At 69.9% G+C, this 16921-nt stretch carries 13 protein-coding genes and 5 tRNA genes; 9 read left to right on the forward strand and 9 right to left on the reverse strand.

The genetic code is table 11. The features are described from left to right. Positions 1-275: 275 nt before the first annotated feature. The 8 genes from ACZ5XS_RS42650 to ACZ5XS_RS42685 all read right to left on the reverse strand — a co-directional run bounded on the left by ACZ5XS_RS42650 (position 276) and on the right by ACZ5XS_RS42685 (position 10826). Entirely contained in the window at positions 276-857 is a 582-nt protein-coding gene (locus ACZ5XS_RS42650; protein ID WP_026248371.1) for a GTP-binding protein, read from the reverse strand. Further along, positions 838-1422 (reverse strand): DUF742 domain-containing protein, encoded by a 585-nt coding sequence (locus ACZ5XS_RS42655; RefSeq protein WP_217234708.1) that lies wholly within the window; start codon positions 1420-1422, stop codon positions 838-840. Before ACZ5XS_RS42655 ends, ACZ5XS_RS42650 begins: the two co-directional genes overlap by 20 nt. A 96-nt stretch (positions 1423-1518) precedes the next feature. Next, on the reverse strand, positions 1519-1932 hold the full coding sequence (locus ACZ5XS_RS42660; RefSeq protein WP_033321188.1) for a roadblock/LC7 domain-containing protein: 414 nt from the start codon (positions 1930-1932) through the stop codon (positions 1519-1521). Between the two features lie 10 nt (positions 1933-1942). After that, the gene (locus tag ACZ5XS_RS42665; protein WP_468660771.1) at positions 1943-5206 is read right to left on the reverse strand and encodes a nitrate- and nitrite sensing domain-containing protein; all 3264 of its coding nucleotides are present in this window, start codon (positions 5204-5206) and stop codon (positions 1943-1945) included. Between the two features lie 378 nt (positions 5207-5584). Then, on the reverse strand, positions 5585-6160 hold the full coding sequence (locus ACZ5XS_RS42670; protein WP_217234706.1) for a GTP-binding protein: 576 nt from the start codon (positions 6158-6160) through the stop codon (positions 5585-5587). Continuing rightward, positions 6141-6536 carry a DUF742 domain-containing protein gene (locus tag ACZ5XS_RS42675; RefSeq protein ID WP_030045307.1) on the reverse strand — a complete coding sequence of 132 codons (396 nt, stop codon included), beginning with the start codon at positions 6534-6536 and terminating at the stop codon, positions 6141-6143. Before ACZ5XS_RS42675 ends, ACZ5XS_RS42670 begins: the two co-directional genes overlap by 20 nt. Positions 6537-6647: 111 nt before the next feature. Next, on the reverse strand, positions 6648-7061 hold the full coding sequence (locus tag ACZ5XS_RS42680) for a roadblock/LC7 domain-containing protein (RefSeq protein WP_030611534.1): 414 nt from the start codon (positions 7059-7061) through the stop codon (positions 6648-6650). A 9-nt stretch (positions 7062-7070) separates the two neighbouring features. Further along, positions 7071-10826, reverse strand: a complete 3756-nt coding sequence (locus tag ACZ5XS_RS42685; RefSeq protein WP_468660774.1) for a sensor histidine kinase — start codon at positions 10824-10826, stop codon at positions 7071-7073. 611 nt (positions 10827-11437) lie between these two features. Between ACZ5XS_RS42685 and ACZ5XS_RS42690 the strand changes: the two genes are divergently transcribed. From ACZ5XS_RS42690 to ACZ5XS_RS42730, 9 genes are all read left to right on the forward strand, one after another. Beyond that, positions 11438-11629, forward strand: coding sequence for a hypothetical protein (locus ACZ5XS_RS42690; protein WP_217234704.1), 192 nt, complete (start codon positions 11438-11440; stop codon positions 11627-11629). A 224-nt stretch (positions 11630-11853) separates the two neighbouring features. Further along, positions 11854-12630, forward strand: a complete 777-nt coding sequence (locus tag ACZ5XS_RS42695) for a fumarylacetoacetate hydrolase family protein (RefSeq protein WP_468660776.1) — start codon at positions 11854-11856, stop codon at positions 12628-12630. After that, positions 12623-14107, forward strand: coding sequence for a glutamate--tRNA ligase (gene gltX / locus ACZ5XS_RS42700; RefSeq protein WP_468660778.1), 1485 nt, complete (start codon positions 12623-12625; stop codon positions 14105-14107). The genes ACZ5XS_RS42695 and gltX overlap by 8 nt, the downstream gene beginning before the upstream one ends. Before the next feature lie 98 nt (positions 14108-14205). Further along, the gene (locus tag ACZ5XS_RS42705; RefSeq protein WP_468660780.1) at positions 14206-14937 is read left to right on the forward strand and encodes an HAD family hydrolase; all 732 of its coding nucleotides are present in this window, start codon (positions 14206-14208) and stop codon (positions 14935-14937) included. Between the two features lie 92 nt (positions 14938-15029). Continuing rightward, a tRNA-Gln gene (locus ACZ5XS_RS42710) sits at positions 15030-15101 on the forward strand. Between the two features lie 42 nt (positions 15102-15143). Further along, positions 15144-15216: transfer RNA gene (locus ACZ5XS_RS42715), tRNA-Glu, on the forward strand. A gap of 62 nt (positions 15217-15278) precedes the next feature. Further along, positions 15279-15351: transfer RNA gene (locus ACZ5XS_RS42720), tRNA-Glu, on the forward strand. 20 nt (positions 15352-15371) lie between these two features. Next, positions 15372-15443, forward strand: a tRNA-Gln gene (locus ACZ5XS_RS42725). 28 nt (positions 15444-15471) lie between these two features. Continuing rightward, a tRNA-Glu gene (locus tag ACZ5XS_RS42730) sits at positions 15472-15544 on the forward strand. Between the two features lie 571 nt (positions 15545-16115). On the opposite strand, the gene ndgR is transcribed toward ACZ5XS_RS42730, so the two are convergent. Continuing rightward, a complete protein-coding gene (gene ndgR, locus ACZ5XS_RS42735) occupies positions 16116-16832 on the reverse strand; it encodes an IclR family transcriptional regulator NdgR (protein WP_028806673.1) in 717 nt (238 codons plus the stop codon). Positions 16833-16921 lie beyond the last annotated feature (89 nt).

Raw genomic sequence — 16921 nt, forward strand, 5'->3', positions numbered from 1 at the left:
GCTCGGCTGGGAAACCCCAGCCGAGCGCCTGCATAAACTGCTCGCCGTCTGACACAACCAATCACGTGTTGCGACGATCCCTAGAATCCGCCCCCTCGGGCGGCCGGGGCCTTCGCGCACCCCCTGGGGCCCGCGCGTCGGCTGGGCGAGGAGGCCGCCGGTGATCCTGCTCCGGGCGGCCGGCCGCGACTCCGCAGGGCTCTGGTGACCCGCCGGGCACGCAAACGGCCCCTGTGCCTCCCGGGGGAGGTGCAGGGGCCGTCCGGAGTCTCTCGCTACCGCAGGCGCGCCATCAGAGCGTGCTCCACGAGCGTGATCAGGGCCGACTTCGCGTCCGCGCGGTGGCGGGCGTCCGTCGTGATGATCGGGGTGTCGGGGCCGATCTGGAGGGCCTCGCGGACCTCGTCCGGGTTGTACGGCTGATTGCCGTCGAAGCCGTTGAGGGCGATCACGAAGGGCAGACCGCTGTTCTCGAAGTAGTCGACCGCGGGGAAGCAGTCGGCGAGGCGGCGGGTGTCCACCAGGACGATCGCGCCGATCGCGCCGCGCACCAGGTCGTCCCACATGAACCAGAAGCGGTCCTGGCCGGGCGTGCCGAACAGGTACAGGATCAGGTCCTGGTCCAGGGTGATACGGCCGAAGTCCATGGCGACCGTGGTGGTCGTCTTGTCTCCGGTGTGGGTGAGGTCGTCGATGCCCGCGCTCGCGGACGTCATCACGGCCTCTGTGCGCAGCGGGTTGATCTCGGAGACGGCGCCGACGAACGTGGTCTTGCCCACGCCGAAGCCGCCAGCCACCACGATCTTCGCGGAGGTGGTGGAGCGGGAAGGCCCTCCGCTAGAGCTTGCGAAGTCCACTGAGCACCCTTTCGAGCAGTGTCACGTCTGGCTGGCCGCCGGCGCTCTCGTCGCCGCCGGGCTGATGGATGGCGACCAGGCCCGCCTCCGCCAAGTCGGCGACGAGGATCCTGGCCACGCCGAGAGGGATCGTGAGCAGGGCCGAGATCTCGGCCACCGACTTGATCTCCCGGCAGAGGTTGCAGATCCGCTGATGCTCGGGCAACTGGCCCTGCATCTGGTGCGGAGCCGCGGTGGTGTGCACCAGTGCCTCGATGGCGAGCTGGTACCGCGGCCTGGTGCGGCCGCCCGTCATGGCGTAGGGGCGCACCAGGGGGTTGTTCGCCGCCCCGGCGGGCGCGGGCTCAGGGGCGCGTCGTTGCGGCTGCACGGGCTGGATGCGCGGGGCCGGCGGCTGGTCGTACGGCGACGGCCCGGGGCCCTGGGGTGCGTACGGCTGCTGACGCCGTTGGCTCGGAGCGGAGGGGAAGTTGTAACGGTTGGGGTTCTGGGAACCGTCGCCCTGACCCTGGCCAGGGCCGTACGACCAGTTACCCGAAGGTGAACCGCCTGGGGGTGTTGCCACTTTCTCTCCTCCTCCGACTGTGCCTGGCACCCATCACTGTGGAGCCGCGTCCCGAAACCTTATGGCCTCGGGACGCCAAAACGCACCGTGTGTCTGTTAGTTGAGCAGGCTCCCCTGGAGCTCCGCACGCAGATCGGGCGTCAGGACCGTACCGGCACGGTCGACCAGGAGCGCCATCTCGTATCCGACGAGGCCGATGTCGGCCTCCGGATGCGCGAGCACCGCGAGCGACGAACCGTCGGAAATGGACATGATGAAGAGGAATCCGCGCTCCATCTCCACAACCGTCTGATTCACGCTGCCGCCCTCGAAGATACGGGAGGCGCCTGCCGTCAGAGACGTCAGACCGGAGGCGACGGCCGCGAGCTGGTCGGCACGGTCGCGCGGAAAGCCTTCGGACATCGCCAGAAGGAGTCCGTCGGCGGAGACCACCACGGTGTGGGACACCCCGGGGGTGTTGTCCACGAAGTTGGTGATCAACCAGTTCAGGTTCTGCGCCGCCTGGCTCATCGGGCTCACACTAACGCTCCTGGTTGTAGGTGCTGTCAGAACCGAAGCCCTGACCGTTCGTTTCGCTTCCTGCGCTGCGGCCCCGCTCGACACCGCGACGCAGGTTGCTCAACCTGCCCCGGACGTCCTCGGGAGCGCGGGAGACCTGTGGGCCTCCCTGGGGGGTGGTCTCGGCGGCTCCCTCGACCAGGTTGGCCTTGGGCACCCGCCGCGGCAGACCGGAGGAGGTGACCCCGCCCGCCTTGGGCTTGCGGAGCTGCGAGGCCTGCTGCCAGCGCGCGTCGTTCGCCGAACGCCAGTCGGGGTCGCCGTTGCCCTCGGCAGGGGCCGACGGCTCCTGGGTCGCCTGCCGCGCACCGCCCGAGCCGTTCGCGCCGTTCGGGGTGGATCCGCGGCGCGGGAGGCCGGCGTCGGTCAGGTCGTGGCTGGCGGAGGAGGTCGGTCCCGGTCGTTCGAAGCCTACGCGGTCCCGCTCACTCACGTCAGCGGCCTGCACGGACTCCGCTTGCGGAGCGTACTGGTCCGGGTATCCGTTGCGGTAGCCGTCCTGCTGCGGCCAGTCGTCCTGGTAGGACTGCTCTTCGAAGCCCGAGAACGTCTCCGGGGCGGCGGTATGGGCCCGCGCGGGCTCCTCGCGGACCGGCTCCGGATACGCCGGCTCCGGGTAACCACCGTTGGAGGAGAAGCCGTCGTTCTGCGGCAGGCCGCCGTTCGGCGCGTAGTACCCCTCGTCGTACGACGGGCGCTGCGGCTCCTCGTACGCGGGCCGCTGCGGGGCCTCGTACGCCGTCTGCTGCTGCTCCTCGTACGTCGGCTGCCGCTGCTCCTCGTACGCCGTCTGGTGGTCGTACGACGGCTGCTGCTGTTGCTCCTGGTAGCCGCCCGGGCCGTCGAAGCTCTCGGCGTACTCGGCGGACTGGTGGTCGGACGGCTGGCCGTGGGGGCCCTGGGACTCCAGGGCCGCGCGGCGCTCCTCGCGCATCAGCGAGCGGCCCACCGGGTCCAGCTCCCGGATGTCGTCCGGGACCTCGGTGTAGCGGCTGTCGTCGAAGCCCAGCTCCGCGGCCGTGCGCATCGGCAGGCCGTTGTTGAAGTTCTCGCCCTGGAAGTTCTGCTGCTCCGGGATGATCTGCGAGACCGTGAACTCGTCGCGCTGCTGCTCGCCGCCGCTGCCACCGTGCGTGATCGCGTCGGGCAGCATGACCAGCGAGGTCGTGCCGGCCTGCTCGCCGGAGGGGCGCAGCTGGACGCGGATGCCGTGCCGGTCGGACAGCCGGCCGACCACGAACAGGCCCATGCGCTGGGAGATCGCGGCGTCCACGGTCGGCGGGTTGGCCAGCTTGTGGTTGATGTCCGCGAAGTCCTCGGCGGTGAGGCCGATGCCCTTGTCGTGGATCTCGATCATGATGCGGCCGTCGGGCAGCCGGGTCGCGGTGACACGGACCTTGGTCTGCGGCGAGGAGAACGTGGTGGCGTTCTCCAGCAGCTCGGCGAGCAGGTGTACGAGGTCGGTGACCGCGCGGCCGTGGATCTCGGCCTCCGGGACGCCGGACAGCTCGATGCGCTCGTACTGCTCCACCTCGGAGGAGGCGGCGCGCAGCACGTCGACCAGCGGGACCGGCTGGTCCCAGCGGCGGCCGGGCTCCTCGCCGGCGAGGACCAGGAGGTTCTCGCCGTTGCGGCGCATACGGGTGGCCAGGTGGTCCAGCTTGAAGAGGTTCTCCAGCTGGTCCGGGTCGGCCTCGTTGTTCTCCAGGTCGGTGATCAGGGTCAGCTGGCCCTCGATCAGCGACTGGTTGCGGCGCGACAGGTTGGTGAAGATCGCGTTGATGTTACCCCGCAGCAGGGCCTGCTCTGCGGCGAGCCGGACGGCCTCGCGGTGGACCTGGTCGAAGGCCCGGGCGACCTCGCCGATCTCGTCCCTGGTGGTGATCGGGATCGGCTGCACACGGGTGTCGACGCGGCCGGGGTCGGTACGCGAGAGCTGGTCGACCAGCATCGGCAGGCGCTGCTCGGCGATACCGAAGGCGGCGTTGCGCAGCTGGCGCATCGCACGGCTCATCTGGCGGGCCACCATGCCGGCCAGGATGAACGCGGCGAGCAGGGCGACCACGACGGCGGCACCGGTGATCAGCGCGTCACGCTTGGCGCTGTCGGCGATGTCGGAGGCCTCGTTCACCGCGGTGTCGGCCAGGTCCTTCTCGATGGCGTTGTACGCGTTGAACTTGAGCGTGGTGACCGCCCACCAGTTCTCCGCGGTGATGCCCTCCTGGGCCAGGGCGGCGCGGTCGCTCGTGTCCGTGGAGGGCAGCGAGGCGAGCTTCGTGACCATCGTGGTGGGGTCGGAGGGCGGCGGAACGTAGTCCGGGTCCTTGGCCTTGGCCTCCGCGGCCATCTTCGCGCCGTCGGCCTTGATCTGCGTGTTGGCCGCCGTCAGCTTGGCGACGTCCTGCGCGGTGCCGCCGCTCGTGTACTCCTGGACGGCGATGCCCTCCAGGTACGCGTACGAGGAGAGGGCGACACGCTGCTTGGCCAGGTCCGTGGCCTCGGGGCCGGGCTTGATCAGCATGTGCATGCCGATGGAGCGGTCCAGTGAGACCGCGCCCTTGGTCAGCGAGATGGCGTAGACCGTACGGCCGTAGCTGGTGATGTTGCCGGTGCCCAGACCGAGCTCGTTGGCGAACTCCAGCAGCCGGTGCTCGGTCGCGACGTAGCCCTCTTCCGTCTCGACGCCGGAGAGCTGGCTGGTGTAGGCGGCCTTGCGGAGCTTCGCCAGGTCCGGCTCCACCTCGCGGAAGCGCTCCAGGCGCCGCACCAGGTTGGGCCGGTCCGGCATGCTCCGGACGGCCTCGTCGAAGGCGTCGGCCGCCCGGTCGGTGTTCGCGCGGGCCTCGACGACCGTCTTGTTCTTCTCGCCCTTGCCCTGGAGCAGGGGCGCGGCGGTCACGTCGCGCTCGACGAGCAGCTCGTTGCCGTAGGCCAGCGCGGCCCGCACCAGACGCGCGGTGTTCTCCGCGTCCTGGGCCTCCTGCCAGGTGTCGATCGAACTCTTCACCTGGAAGCCGCCCATGACGAGGCCGACCACCACGGGTATGAGCAGGATCGCGTTCAGCCGGGTCGGCACCCGCCAGTTGCGCGGGGAGAAACGGCCGCCACTGGAAGCGGGCGTGGCCATCGGCTCCGAACCTGGCACCTGGGCGGACGCCGCTCCGCGCGGCGGCGGGGTGAAGTTGCCCCGGGCCGACGGCTCGGGACCGTTCTTGCTTCGCCTCACTCGACCAACAACCTTCCGGCGGTCGGCACCTAACGTTGTGCCGCAGTGTCTCAGAGCCCGCTCTGTCATCGACTGGGGAGTACGTCTTTGACTATTGGGCAGTTCAGGCATTCCAGCACGTGGCCCTACGCAGTTCCAAACAGTGGAGGCCGGGGATCCGGAGTGATGTAAGCCCCAGATAAAACGGTCATAAAGAGCGAGCCCCGTCAAAAGACGGGGCCTTTGTGCGCGCAGCGACACCGCCCGACCGCGACGAGTGGCCGTACCACCCGATTCCTCTGCCGAAACGTTATGAACACCGAGGCCGACCGTGTCAAAGGACACAGCCGGCTCCGGAGCTTCTACGACAACTTCCGTACATCACTGCCGATTTGCGTGCTAGCGCAACCGTGCCATCAGAGCGTGCTCCACCAGCGTGATCAGCGCCGACTTCGCGTCGGAACGATGGCGGGCGTCCGTCGTGATGATCGGGGTGTCCGGACCGATCTGCAGCGCCTCGCGCACCTCCTCGGGAGCGTACGGCTGATGCCCCTCGAAGCCGTTCAGCGCGACGACGAACGGCAGACCGCTGTTCTCGAAGTAGTCGACCGCGGGGAAGCAGTCGGCGAGGCGGCGGGTGTCCACCAGGACGATCGCGCCGATCGCGCCGCGCACCAGGTCGTCCCACATGAACCAGAAACGGTCCTGGCCCGGCGTACCGAACAGGTACAGGATCAGGTCCTGGTCCAGCGTGATACGGCCGAAGTCCATGGCCACCGTGGTGGTGGTCTTGCCTCCGGTGTGGGTGAGGTCGTCGATGCCCGCGCTCGCGGACGTCATCACAGCCTCTGTGCGCAGCGGGTTGATCTCGGAGACGGCGCCGACGAACGTGGTCTTGCCCACGCCGAAGCCACCCGCCACCACGATCTTCGCGGAGGTGGTTGTCCTGCCTCCGTCAGAGCTTGCGAAGTCCACTGAGCACCCTTTCGAGCAGTGTCACGTCCGGAGCACCGGTGCTGTCGTCGCCACCCGGCTGGTGAATGGCGACGAGTCCGGCCTCCGCGAGGTCCGCGACGAGGATGCGGGCCACGCCGAGCGGCATGGCCAGGAGCGCCGAAACCTCGGCGACCGACTTCACCTCGCGGCACAGATGGCAGATCCGCTGGTGCTCCGGGAGCAGTCCCATGAGCGCCGCCGGGTCGGCCGTGGTGCTGATCAGGGCCTCGATGGCGAGCTGGTAGCGCGGCCGGGTCCGGCCGCCGGTCATCGCGTACGGACGTACCAGCGGCTGATCGCCCTCATCCTCGTACGGCTCCGCGTACGGATCATGAGAGGCGGTGGGCGGGGTCATGAATCCTCCGGGCGGGACAGCAAGTCGGTCAGCTAGCCGTCGGACAGGGGCCGGTGGGGGGATTGTGGCGGCCGGACGGTGATTTGGTGAGGCGGGTGGATCCTGTGGCGGTCAGTGGAGCAGACTGCCTTGGAGTTCGGCGCGCAGGTCGGGCGTGAGCACCGCGCCCGCGCGGTCGACCAGGAGCGCCATCTCGTAGCCGACGAGACCGATGTCGCAGTCGGGGTGTGCGAGGACGGCCAGGGACGAGCCGTCCGAGACGGACATCAGGAACAGGAAGCCCCGTTCCATCTCGACGACCGTCTGTGCCACGCTGCCGCCCTCGAAGATCCGGGAGGCCCCGGCCGTCAGGGACGTCAGACCGGAGGCGACTGCGGCCAACTGGTCGGCGCGGTCGCGCGGAAAGCCTTCGGACATTGCCAGAAGGAGGCCGTCGGCGGACACGACGACGGTGTGGGACACCCCTGGGGTGTTGTCCACGAAGTTGGTGATCAACCAGTTCAGGTTCTGTGCCGCCTGGCTCATCGGACTCAACTAACGCTCCTGCTGGTGAGTGGGGCTCGGGAAGCTTCCGGTCTGGCCGGTACCGGCCTGTCGACCTTGCGCAATGCCCCGACGGAGATTGGTCAGCCGGCCGCGTACGTCGTCAGGCGCACGCGAGACCTGCGGACCGGTTTGGTGCTGTTGCTGCTGCGCCGTGCCCGGAACGAGGTTCGCCCTGGGCACCCGGCGCGGCAGACCGGAGGTGGTGACGCCGCCCGCGGCCGGCTGCCGTACGCGCTCTGCCTGCCGGACGAGGTCGTCGTTCGGAGAGCTGCGCCAGGAGCTGGCTACGGGACGTTGAGGAGCGGCGGGAGCCTGCGGCTGTTGCTGCGGGGCCGCCGGGGTGGGAGCGGAGCCGTTGCTCTGCTGCCCGTTGTGCTGGCCGTTCTGCTGGCCGTGGAACCAGTTGGTCTCGAGCGTGTCGTACAGCGGCGTACGGCCGTCACCGGGGCCCGCGGGCGGCAACGCCTCGGGCTCCTGACGGGCGGGCCGCTGCTGCGGACGCTGCGGGGCGGGCGGACGGGGAGCGCCGAAGTCGGCGCCGCCCTGCGTGCCGTTCGGCTGCGGGCGGTCGAACTGGCCGGTGGAGCCGTTGTCGTAGCCCGGCACGGGGAACTGCCCCGTGGAGCCGGCGTCGTAGCCCGGCGCGGGGAACTGGCCGGTGGAGCCGCTGTCGTAGGCCTGCGGCACCGCGAACGGACCGGTGGCCGACGGATTCGACGATGCCGGAGGTGAGTTCGGTGCGGGCGGGGCGCCGAAGACGTCCGGGCGGACGAAGTGGCCCGAGTTCTGCACGCCGTTCGTGCCGGGGCGGGGGAGCTGGCCCGTGTTCTGGGGACCGCTGTTCCCACCGGAGGCGGGTGCGCCGGGGCCCTGACGGCCGTCGCCGCGCGGGATCGCCGGCATCTGAGTGGTCGCGCCCGGGCTCTGCGGGTCGTCGAGCCGCGGCATGCGGGAGGTCTGCGCCGGGTCCGGCTCGTCATGGCCGCGCGGGGTGTCGAGCGAGGCCCGCGGCACCGGCGGCTGGGCGTTCTCGTCGCTCCAGCTCGGCACGCGAGGCTGCGGATTGTCGCCACCGGGCAGCTCGGCCCGCGGACCGCCACGGCCCGGCAGCTGCGGCCGACGGCGCCGGCCCTGGCCCTGCGGCTCGTTGCCCGGGTTCGACGGCTGCTGGGACGACGGCGGCGACTGCGGCGGTACGGGGCGGTTGCCGCCGAAGGCGTCCTGGCCCTGCGAGGCGTTGGTGCCCGCGGCCTGCAGGCCCTGCGGGGCGCCCGGCGCCTGGCCGCCGAAACCGGCACCGGCCGGAGCGGGGCGGCCCTGCGGCGGCATACCCGGACCCTGCGGTCCGCGCGGCGCGCCACCGGGACGACCGCCACCGTCACGCCCGGGCAGCGCGGCGCGCGGCCCCTGACCGGCGTTGAGCCGGCCGCCAGTGGGCGCACCGGCGCCGAGAGCACCGGCGGGGGCGCCCCCGAGGACACCGCCGCCCTGCTGGCCGGTGCCGCGACGAGCGGCGGCCACACCGGCGGCCTGCGAGGCGCTGCCGACGCCGGCCTGGCCGGGCTTGCCCTGGGGCTGGGGCTTCTTGCCGCCCTGTGCGACGTCCACGGGCAGCATGACCAGTGCGGTCGTACCGCCGGAGTCGGACGGGCGGAGCTGGATGCGGATGCCGTGACGCTGCGACAGCCGGCCGACCACGAACAGACCCATGCGGCGGGAGACCGAGACGTCCACGGTGGGCGGCGAGGCGAGCCGCTCGTTGATCGCGGCAAGGTCCTCGGGGGAGAGGCCGATGCCGGTGTCGTGGATCTCGATCAGCACCCGGCCGTCGGGCAGCGCGTGACCGGTGACCTTGACCTTGGTCTGCGGGGAGGAGAACGAGGTCGCGTTCTCCAGCAGCTCGGCGAGCAGGTGCACGAGGTCGTTGACGACCCGGCCGGCCACTTCGGTGGTCGGCACGGAGGCCAGCTCGATGCGCTCGTACTGCTCCACCTCGGACGCGGCGGCGCGGAGCACGTCGACCAGCGGGACCGGGCGGGTCCAGCGACGGCCGGGCTCTTCACCGGCGAGAACGAGGAGGTTCTCGCCGTTACGGCGCATGCGGGTCGCGAGGTGGTCGAGCTTGAACAGCGAGGACAGCTGGTCGGGGTCGGCCTCGCGGGACTCCAGTTCGGAGATCAGCGACAGCTGGCGCTGGATCAGACCCTGCGAGCGGCGCGAGAGGTTGGTGAACATCGCGTTGACGTTGCCTCGCAGCAGGGCCTGCTCGGCGGCGAGCCGGACCGCCTCGCGGTGCACGTCGTCGAAGGCCGCGGCCACCTGGCCGATCTCGTCCCGGGAGTGCACACCGACGGACTCGACGGAGGTGTCGACGTCCTGCGGGTCGGATTCCGACAGCTGCTTGACCAGCTCGGGCAGCCGGTCCTGGGCGACCTTGTTGGCGGTCTCCTGGAGCCGGCGCAGCGAGCGGATCATGGAGCGGGCGATGACGAAGGCGCCGACCAGCGACACACCGAGCACGAGCAGGATCAGCGCACCGGAGATGATCGCTTCCTGCTCCGCCTCGTTGCGCAGCTCGCGGGCCTTCTGCTCCATGTCCTCGAGCAGCGTGTGCTCGATGTTGCCCATCTGCTCGATCTTGGTGGAGCTGTCGTCCACCCAGTCCTTGTACGACCGCTTGTCCAGGTCGGCGAGACCACCCGAGGTCCGCAGGGCGCGGCTGGCGTAGGTGTCGGTGGCCTGGATGGTCGGGTTGCCCTCTTCGATGGGCTTGAGGAGCTCGGGGGCGTTGTCGGTGCCGTAGATGCTCCGGAAACTCGAGAGGTCGGAGTCCTCGCTCTCCAGGGCGCCTTCGGCGTACAGCCGGTCGTTCTCGCTGAGCTTGCCGAACGTGGTGTTGCCGGTGGGCAGCGCCGCCGCCAGGATCGCGCGCTGGATCGACGCGTACTCCTTGGCCGAGGAGAAGGCCGACAGCGCGCGCGTGCGCTGGATCATCTCGGGGTTGCTGGTGGCCTCCGCCATGTCCTGCGAGAGGTCGAGCAGGTGGGTGACGAGGCGGTGATAGCCCTCGACGGTCTGGGAGGCGTTGTTCGTGGTCTCGTAGGCGGAGCTACGGATCTTCTCCAGGCCGCCCAGGTCGCGGATGAGGCCGACGAGGCTTTCGCGGACGCCCTGGAGGTTGCCCTCCTTGCTGGAGGCGTCGATCTCCTCGGCGGCGTCCTGGAAGGCGGTCATGGCCCGGTCGGTCTTGTCCCGGTAGCCCTTGACCGTGAAGTCGGTCGCTGCCGAGCCGTGCGCCAGCGGACCGGCCGACTGGTCGCGCTCCTCCTGGAGCGCCGCGGCCAGCTCGGTGGCCTGCTTGGTCATCTCCGTCAGCAGCTTCATGTTGTCGAGCTGCTGGATGTCGTCCATGGACTGGTTGATGCGCAGCGCGCCCAGCGAGGTGGCGGCGACCACCGGGAGCGCGAGCAGTGACACCAGACGGGTGGAGATGCGCCAGTTGCGCAGGGCTATTCGCGGGCCGGGGCCGCTCTTCGGCGGCTTCACGTCCTGCGTGGTCGGAGTGGCGGAGCCGGCCGACGCGGACGCGCCGGGGCGCCCGGAGCGCTCACCGCCGTCACCGGACGGGGCCGGACCCGGGTTCTGGGCGTGCTGGGGCGAGGAGCTGCCGGCCGTCGGGCCAGTCCCGCCATGCGGCTCCGGCTCCGCCGAAGCACTGCCATCCCTCTTGAAACGTCCCTGCACTAGCGTCGCAACCTCTGGACCAGGCGCCCCTCCGCGTGAACGGAAGGACGGTGTCGGCGTCGTAGGGGGGCGCCCTGAAATACGCTCCCCTGGTGGTCGTGAGTGACCGGCGCGCTGGATCCCCCTATCTGGCCGCCGCTCGGCGCTTCTCTGCGCCCCCTGTGCGCCGGCTCGATCCTGCGGCGGTCCGTGGAATTCCAGCACAGTGGCGGATCTGCAACAAGGCCCGTGGTCATGCCGTGACCTACGTGACACCACGTGAGTGCCGCGTCACCGGACGTAGAACCCGTTCTCCCCCATATCGGACATATGCGAGCGAGTCGCTCGGAGGTAAGTGGTGTCCCAGTCGCCATGATCAGGAGCGGAATGATGGCTTCAGGGGGGCAATGTCCGTTTCGTTGAGGTGGGTTGCAGGTCCGAATTGGTCGATTTGCCCATAGGTAAGTGAGGAAACTCACATGCCGATCTTGGGGGCTGTACGTCTCTTCTGGGGAATTGCATGTTTAGCCTGACGCTTTACAGGGATGGCAAATCCGACAACCCGCGCCGTCCAGCGGCCCTTCGGCCCGCCCGATCTCCCGGCGCCCCTACAGGACAGGTCTCGTACAACCGTGAAGACGACGATGATGTTCCGCCACACCGCCAACCCGCGGCGCACGACGCTGGCACACCTCGAGGACGCCGACGAACTGCAGACCCCGGAGCAGCCGGAGCACTCCATCGACCTTCCGGCCCAGACCGCCAACCCCCGCCGCACGATCCTGATGGAGATGCCCGCCACGGCCGGCTCCGCCCAGGAGTAGATCATCAACGCCGCCGGTGATGTCAAGGGCGCCCACGCACATGCGCGAGGCGCCCGGCCCTTGGGCCTGTCCACCTCCGCCGTGCAGCCGGACGCACCAGCCCCCGCTCACCAGCGTTGACGAGGTGCCGCCGCTTCCCTCCGACCTGATCCGCCGGACAGGCCCGGCCGCGTTAGCCTGGAGCGTCAGACTCCAGCCAGCTCAGTGAGGGGCGCAAGGATCTCGTGCGCATCGCCAGATTCTCCATCGACGGGAACGTCGCCTTCGGTGCGGTCGAAGGGGACAGGCCGGACGAACTCGTCCTGGACATCATCAAGGGCATCCCGTTCGCGGACTTCGAACTCTCCGGTACGAAGGTCCCGCTGAGCAAGGTGAGGCTGCTGCCGCCGGTGCTCCCCAACAAGGTCGTGGCCTTCGGCCGCAACTACGCGGAGCACGCGCGCGAGCTGGGCAACGAGGTCCCCGACGCCCCGTTCGCCTTCTTCAAGCCGTCCACCTCGGTGATCGGGTCCGGGGACGAGATCCAGTACCCGGGCTTCTCCGAGGACCTCCACCACGAGGCCGAACTGGCCGTGGTCATCGGCCGGATGTGTCGCGAGGTCCCGCGCGAGCGGGTCAAGGACGTCATCCTCGGCTACACCTGCGCCAACGACATCACCGCCCGCGACGTCCAGAGGCGCGAGAAGCAGTGGGCCAGGGCCAAGGGTTTCGACACCTCCTGCCCGCTCGGCCCGTGGGTGGAGACGGACCTCGACCCGTCCGACCTGACCATCCAGCTCACCGTCAACGGTCAGCAGCGCCAGCTCGGCCGCACCGGCGAGATGATCCACTCCGTCGAGGACCTGATCGTCAACATCACCGAGGCCATGACGCTGCTCCCCGGCGACGTGATCCTCACGGGCACCCCGGCAGGCGTCGGACCGCTCACCGTCGGCGACGAGGTCGCCGTCACCATCGAAGGCATCGGCACTCTCACCAACAAGGTTGTCAAGCGTGGCTAGCGCACCCGTCCCCGCCGTCCGAGTACGGTTCTGCCCCTCGCCCACCGGTAACCCCCACGTGGGCCTGGTCCGCACCGCCCTGTTCAACTGGGCGTTCGCCCGGCACCACGAGGGCACTCTGGTCTTCCGCATCGAGGACACCGACGCGGCCCGCGACTCCGAGGAGTCGTACGGCCAGCTGCTCGACTCGATGCGCTGGCTCGGCTTCGACTGGGACGAGGGCCCCGAGGTCGGCGGCCCGCACGCGCCCTACCGCCAGTCGCAGCGCATGGACCTCTACAAGGACGTCGCGCACAAGCTCCTGGACGCCGGCCACGCCTACCACTGCTACTGCTCCCAGGCGGAGCTGGACACCCGCCGCGAGGCCGCCCGCGCCGCCGGCAAGCCGTCCGGCTACGACGGCCACTGCCGCGACCTGAGCGCCGAGCAGGTCGAGGAGTACCAGGCCCAGGGCCGCACCCCGATCGTCCGCTTCCGCATGCCCGACGAGACGATCACCTTCACGGACCTGGTCCGCGGCGAGATCACGTATCTCCCGGAGAACGTGCCGGACTACGGGATCGTACGAGCGAACGGCGCCCCGCTGTACACGCTGGTGAACCCGGTCGACGACGCGCTGATGGACATCACGCACGTTCTGCGCGGCGAGGACCTGCTCTCCTCGACGCCCCGCCAGATCGCCCTGTACAAGGCTCTGATCGAACTGGGCGTCGCCCAGCGGATCCCGTCCTTCGGGCACCTGCCGTACGTGATGGGCGAGGGCAACAAGAAGCTCTCCAAGCGGGACCCGCAGTCGTCGCTCAACCTCTACCGCGAGCGCGGCTTCCTGCCCGAGGGCCTGCTCAACTATCTCTCCCTGCTGGGCTGGTCGCTCTCCGCCGACCAGGACATCTTCACGATCGACGAGATGGTCGCGGCCTTCGACATCGCGGACGTGAACCCCAACCCGGCGCGCTTCGACCTGAAGAAGTGCGAGGCGATCAACGCCGACCACATCCGGCTGCTCGACGTGAAGGACTTCACGGAGCGCTGCCGCCCCTGGCTGCAGCCCCCGTTCGCGCCCTGGGCGCCGGAGGCCTTCGACGAGACGAAGTGGCAGGCGATCGCCCCGCACGCCCAGACCCGCCTCAAGGTCCTCTCCGAGATCACCGACAACGTCGACTTCCTCTTCCTCGCCGAGCCGGTCTTCGACGAGCCGAGCTGGACGAAGGCGATGAAGGAGGGCTCCGACGCCCTGCTCCGCACGGCCCGCGAGAAGCTGGAGCCGGCGGACTGGACGTCCCCGGAGTCCCTGAAGGAGGCCGTTCTGACCGCCGGGGAGGCCCACGGCCTCAAGCTCGGCAAGGCGCAGGCCCCGGTACGCGTGGCCGTGACCGGCCGCACGGTCGGCCTGCCCCTCTTCGAGTCCCTGGAGATCCTGGGCAAGGAGAAGACCCTCGCCCGCATCGACGCGGCACTGGCGAAGCTGACGGCGTAGCGCACGCGCGCGTGAGGGGCGGTCACCCGGATCACCGGGTGACCGCCCCTCCGTCGTTCCGCCGGACGTGGCGCGGGTCCCCGCGTTACCGTCGGACCATGAGCATTCGCGCCGTGGTCTGGGACGTCGACGACACCCTCTTCGACTACACCGCGGCCGACCGTGTCGGCATGCGCGTCCATCTCGTGGCCGAGGGGCTGCTCGACGCGTACGACAGTGTCGAGCAGGCCATCGCGCGGTGGCGGGAGATCACGGACCGGCAGTGGGCGCGGTTCTCGGCGGGGGAGACCTCCTTCCAGGGGCAGCGCCGGGACCGGGTAAGGGTGTTCCTGGGCGAGGAGCTGAGCGACGCCGACGCCGACGCCTGGTTCGAGCGGTACATCGCGCACTACGAGACCGCCTGGGCCCTCTTCCCGGACGTCCTGCCCGTCCTGGACGCCCTTGCCGCCAGCCACCGCCACGGCGTGCTGTCCAACTCCAGCATTCACGTCCAGGACCGCAAGCTGCGCGTCCTCGGCGTGCACGACCGCTTCGAGATCATCCTGTGCGCGGCGGAGCTCGGCGTCTCCAAGCCCGAGGCCGGAGCCTTCCTGGCCGCCTGTGACGCCCTGGAGCTGGCCCCGCACCAAGTGGCCTACGTCGGCGACCACCCGGAGATCGACGGGCGGGGCGCCGCCGACGCCGGACTGCTGTCGGTCTGGATCGACCGCGAGGGAGTCCACGCCGTCGGTGACGCCTTCGGCGGTCCGCACCGGATCGCCTCGCTCGCCGAACTCCCCGCGATCCTCGGCTCCGATACCCGTTTTGGAGCCCCGTCCACCTTCGGGTAATGTTCTTCCTGCGCCGCCGGGGTGCGGGCCGAAAGGCCGGAACCCGGGGGAGCACACTAGGAGCAAGATCCCCACCGGGGCTTGAGTTCCAGTGGCCTATGGTGTAATTGGCAGCACGACGGTTTCTGGTTCCGTTAGTCTTGGTTCGAGTCCAGGTAGGCCAGCTCGCAGAGCTCATCTGCAAAAGCGGAGGTCATCTCCGCGAAGCCCCCGTTGTGTAGCGGCCTAGCACGCTGCCCTCTCAAGGCAGTAGCGCCGGTTCGAATCCGGTCGGGGGTACAGATCCTTCCCAGGGGGACAGTACGGGTCGCACCCGCTGACTCTCATGCAGGATCGCTAGGGCCCCCGTTGTGTAGCGGCCTAGCACGCCGCCCTCTCAAGGCGGTAGCGCCGGTTCGAATCCGGTCGGGGGTACGAATTGGTCTGAACCACATTGGTCTATGGTGTAATTGGCAACACTACGGTTTCTGGTACCGTCATTCTTGGTTCGAGTCCAGGTAGACCAGCTCGGACCTGCGGAAACGCAGAGTCCAGGCCCCCGTTGTGTAGCGGCCTAGCACGCCGCCCTCTCAAGGCGGTAGCGCCGGTTCGAATCCGGTCGGGGGTACATACGAGTCCTCAGGGCCTCCACTTCGGTGGAGGCCCTGAGGCATTTCCGGGCGCGGGCTCCACGAAGATCGCGCCCGCGACCGCCGCCTCCGCCTTCTCCGCCTCCGGCTGATGCGTCTCCATGCAGTCGAGGTCGAGGACGGCCGCCTGGTGCGTCAACCGGCCGTGCTCCAAGACCAGTTAGGGATCCCCGTCGTAGTCGAGCCGGCGGAAGGCGGCGACCGCCACCACCAGTGACCGTTAGGCGGGGGAGACGGTGATCAGGGTCCGGGCGCAGGAGCCGGTCCATCTCACGGTGGGCTGCCTGGACGTGCTCGTCCCCCACGTCCGGCTCCGCGGTCTGCGGGGTGCCCAGCCCACAGGGTCGCGCTCAGCCGGGGCTTGTGCGGGCCCAGGGGTCGTCGTCCACATGCCGGGCGGTCCTCCTGTGTGCCGCCTTCGGCGTCGCGGCGGCGGAGAAGGCGGCGAGGGGAACACCTGGGAGGGGCTCGGGGGAGCGAGAAGGGCCTGCCGCGGCGTTGAGGCAGGCCCTTCTCGCTGTGTCCCGGAAGCGGTTGTCCCGAAAGGCCTCAGCCCGTGCGGCGCAGGGCCTCGGAGAGGCGGCCGGCGGCGTCGATGACCGCCTGGGCGTGCATACGGCCCGGGTGGCGCGTCAGGCGCTCGATGGGGCCGGAGACCGAGACGGCGGCCACCACACGGTTCGAGGGGCCGCGCACGGGCGCGGAGACGGACGCGACGCCCGGCTCGCGCTCGCCGATGGACTGGGCCCAGCCCCGGCGTCGTACGCCGGAGAGCGCGGTGGCCGTGAAGCGGGCGCCCTGCAGGCCCCGGTGCAGGCGCTCCGGTTCCTCCCAGGCCATCAGGATCTGCGCGGACGAGCCCGCCTTCATCGTGAGCGTCGAGCCGACCGGGACCGTGTCCCGCAGGCCGGACAGGCGCTCCGCCGCGGCGACGCAGATGCGCATGTCGCCCTGGCGGCGGTAGAGCTGGGCGCTCTCGCCCGTGATGTCACGCAGGTGGGTGAGCACCGGGCCCGCCGTGGCGAGGAGGCGGTCCTCGCCGGCGGCCGCGGCCAGCTCGGCGAGGCGCGGGCCGAGAATGAAACGGCCCTGCATGTCACGCGCCACCATGCGGTGGTGTTCCAGAGCCACGGCCAGCCGGTGGGCCGTGGGTCGTGCCAGTCCGGTGGCCGCGACCAGACCCGCGAGGGTGGCCGGACCGGACTCCAGGGCGCTCAGGACAAGGGCTGCCTTGTCCAGAACGCCGACGCCGCTACTGTTGTCCATGAAACGATACTCGCGTCTCACTCTGTGAAACGCAAGTTCAATTTTCGGTGGAACACGCCACTCTTGAAGACACAGCGGCCCGCAGACCA

The sequence above is a fragment of the Streptomyces sp. NPDC033131 genome (assembly GCF_055578365.1).

Coding starts and splice junctions, on each gene's coding strand:
- ACZ5XS_RS42680 (WP_030611534.1), bottom strand. CDS start 7,061: ATGAGCCAGGCGGCACAGAACCTGAACTGGTTGATCACCAACTTCGTG.
- ACZ5XS_RS42660 (WP_033321188.1), bottom strand. CDS start 1,932: ATGAGCCAGGCGGCGCAGAACCTGAACTGGTTGATCACCAACTTCGTG.
- ndgR (WP_028806673.1), bottom strand. CDS start 16,832: ATGGACAACAGTAGCGGCGTCGGCGTTCTGGACAAGGCAGCCCTTGTC.
- ACZ5XS_RS42675 (WP_030045307.1), bottom strand. CDS start 6,536: ATGACCCCGCCCACCGCCTCTCATGATCCGTACGCGGAGCCGTACGAG.
- ACZ5XS_RS42705 (WP_468660780.1), top strand. CDS start 14,206: ATGAGCATTCGCGCCGTGGTCTGGGACGTCGACGACACCCTCTTCGAC.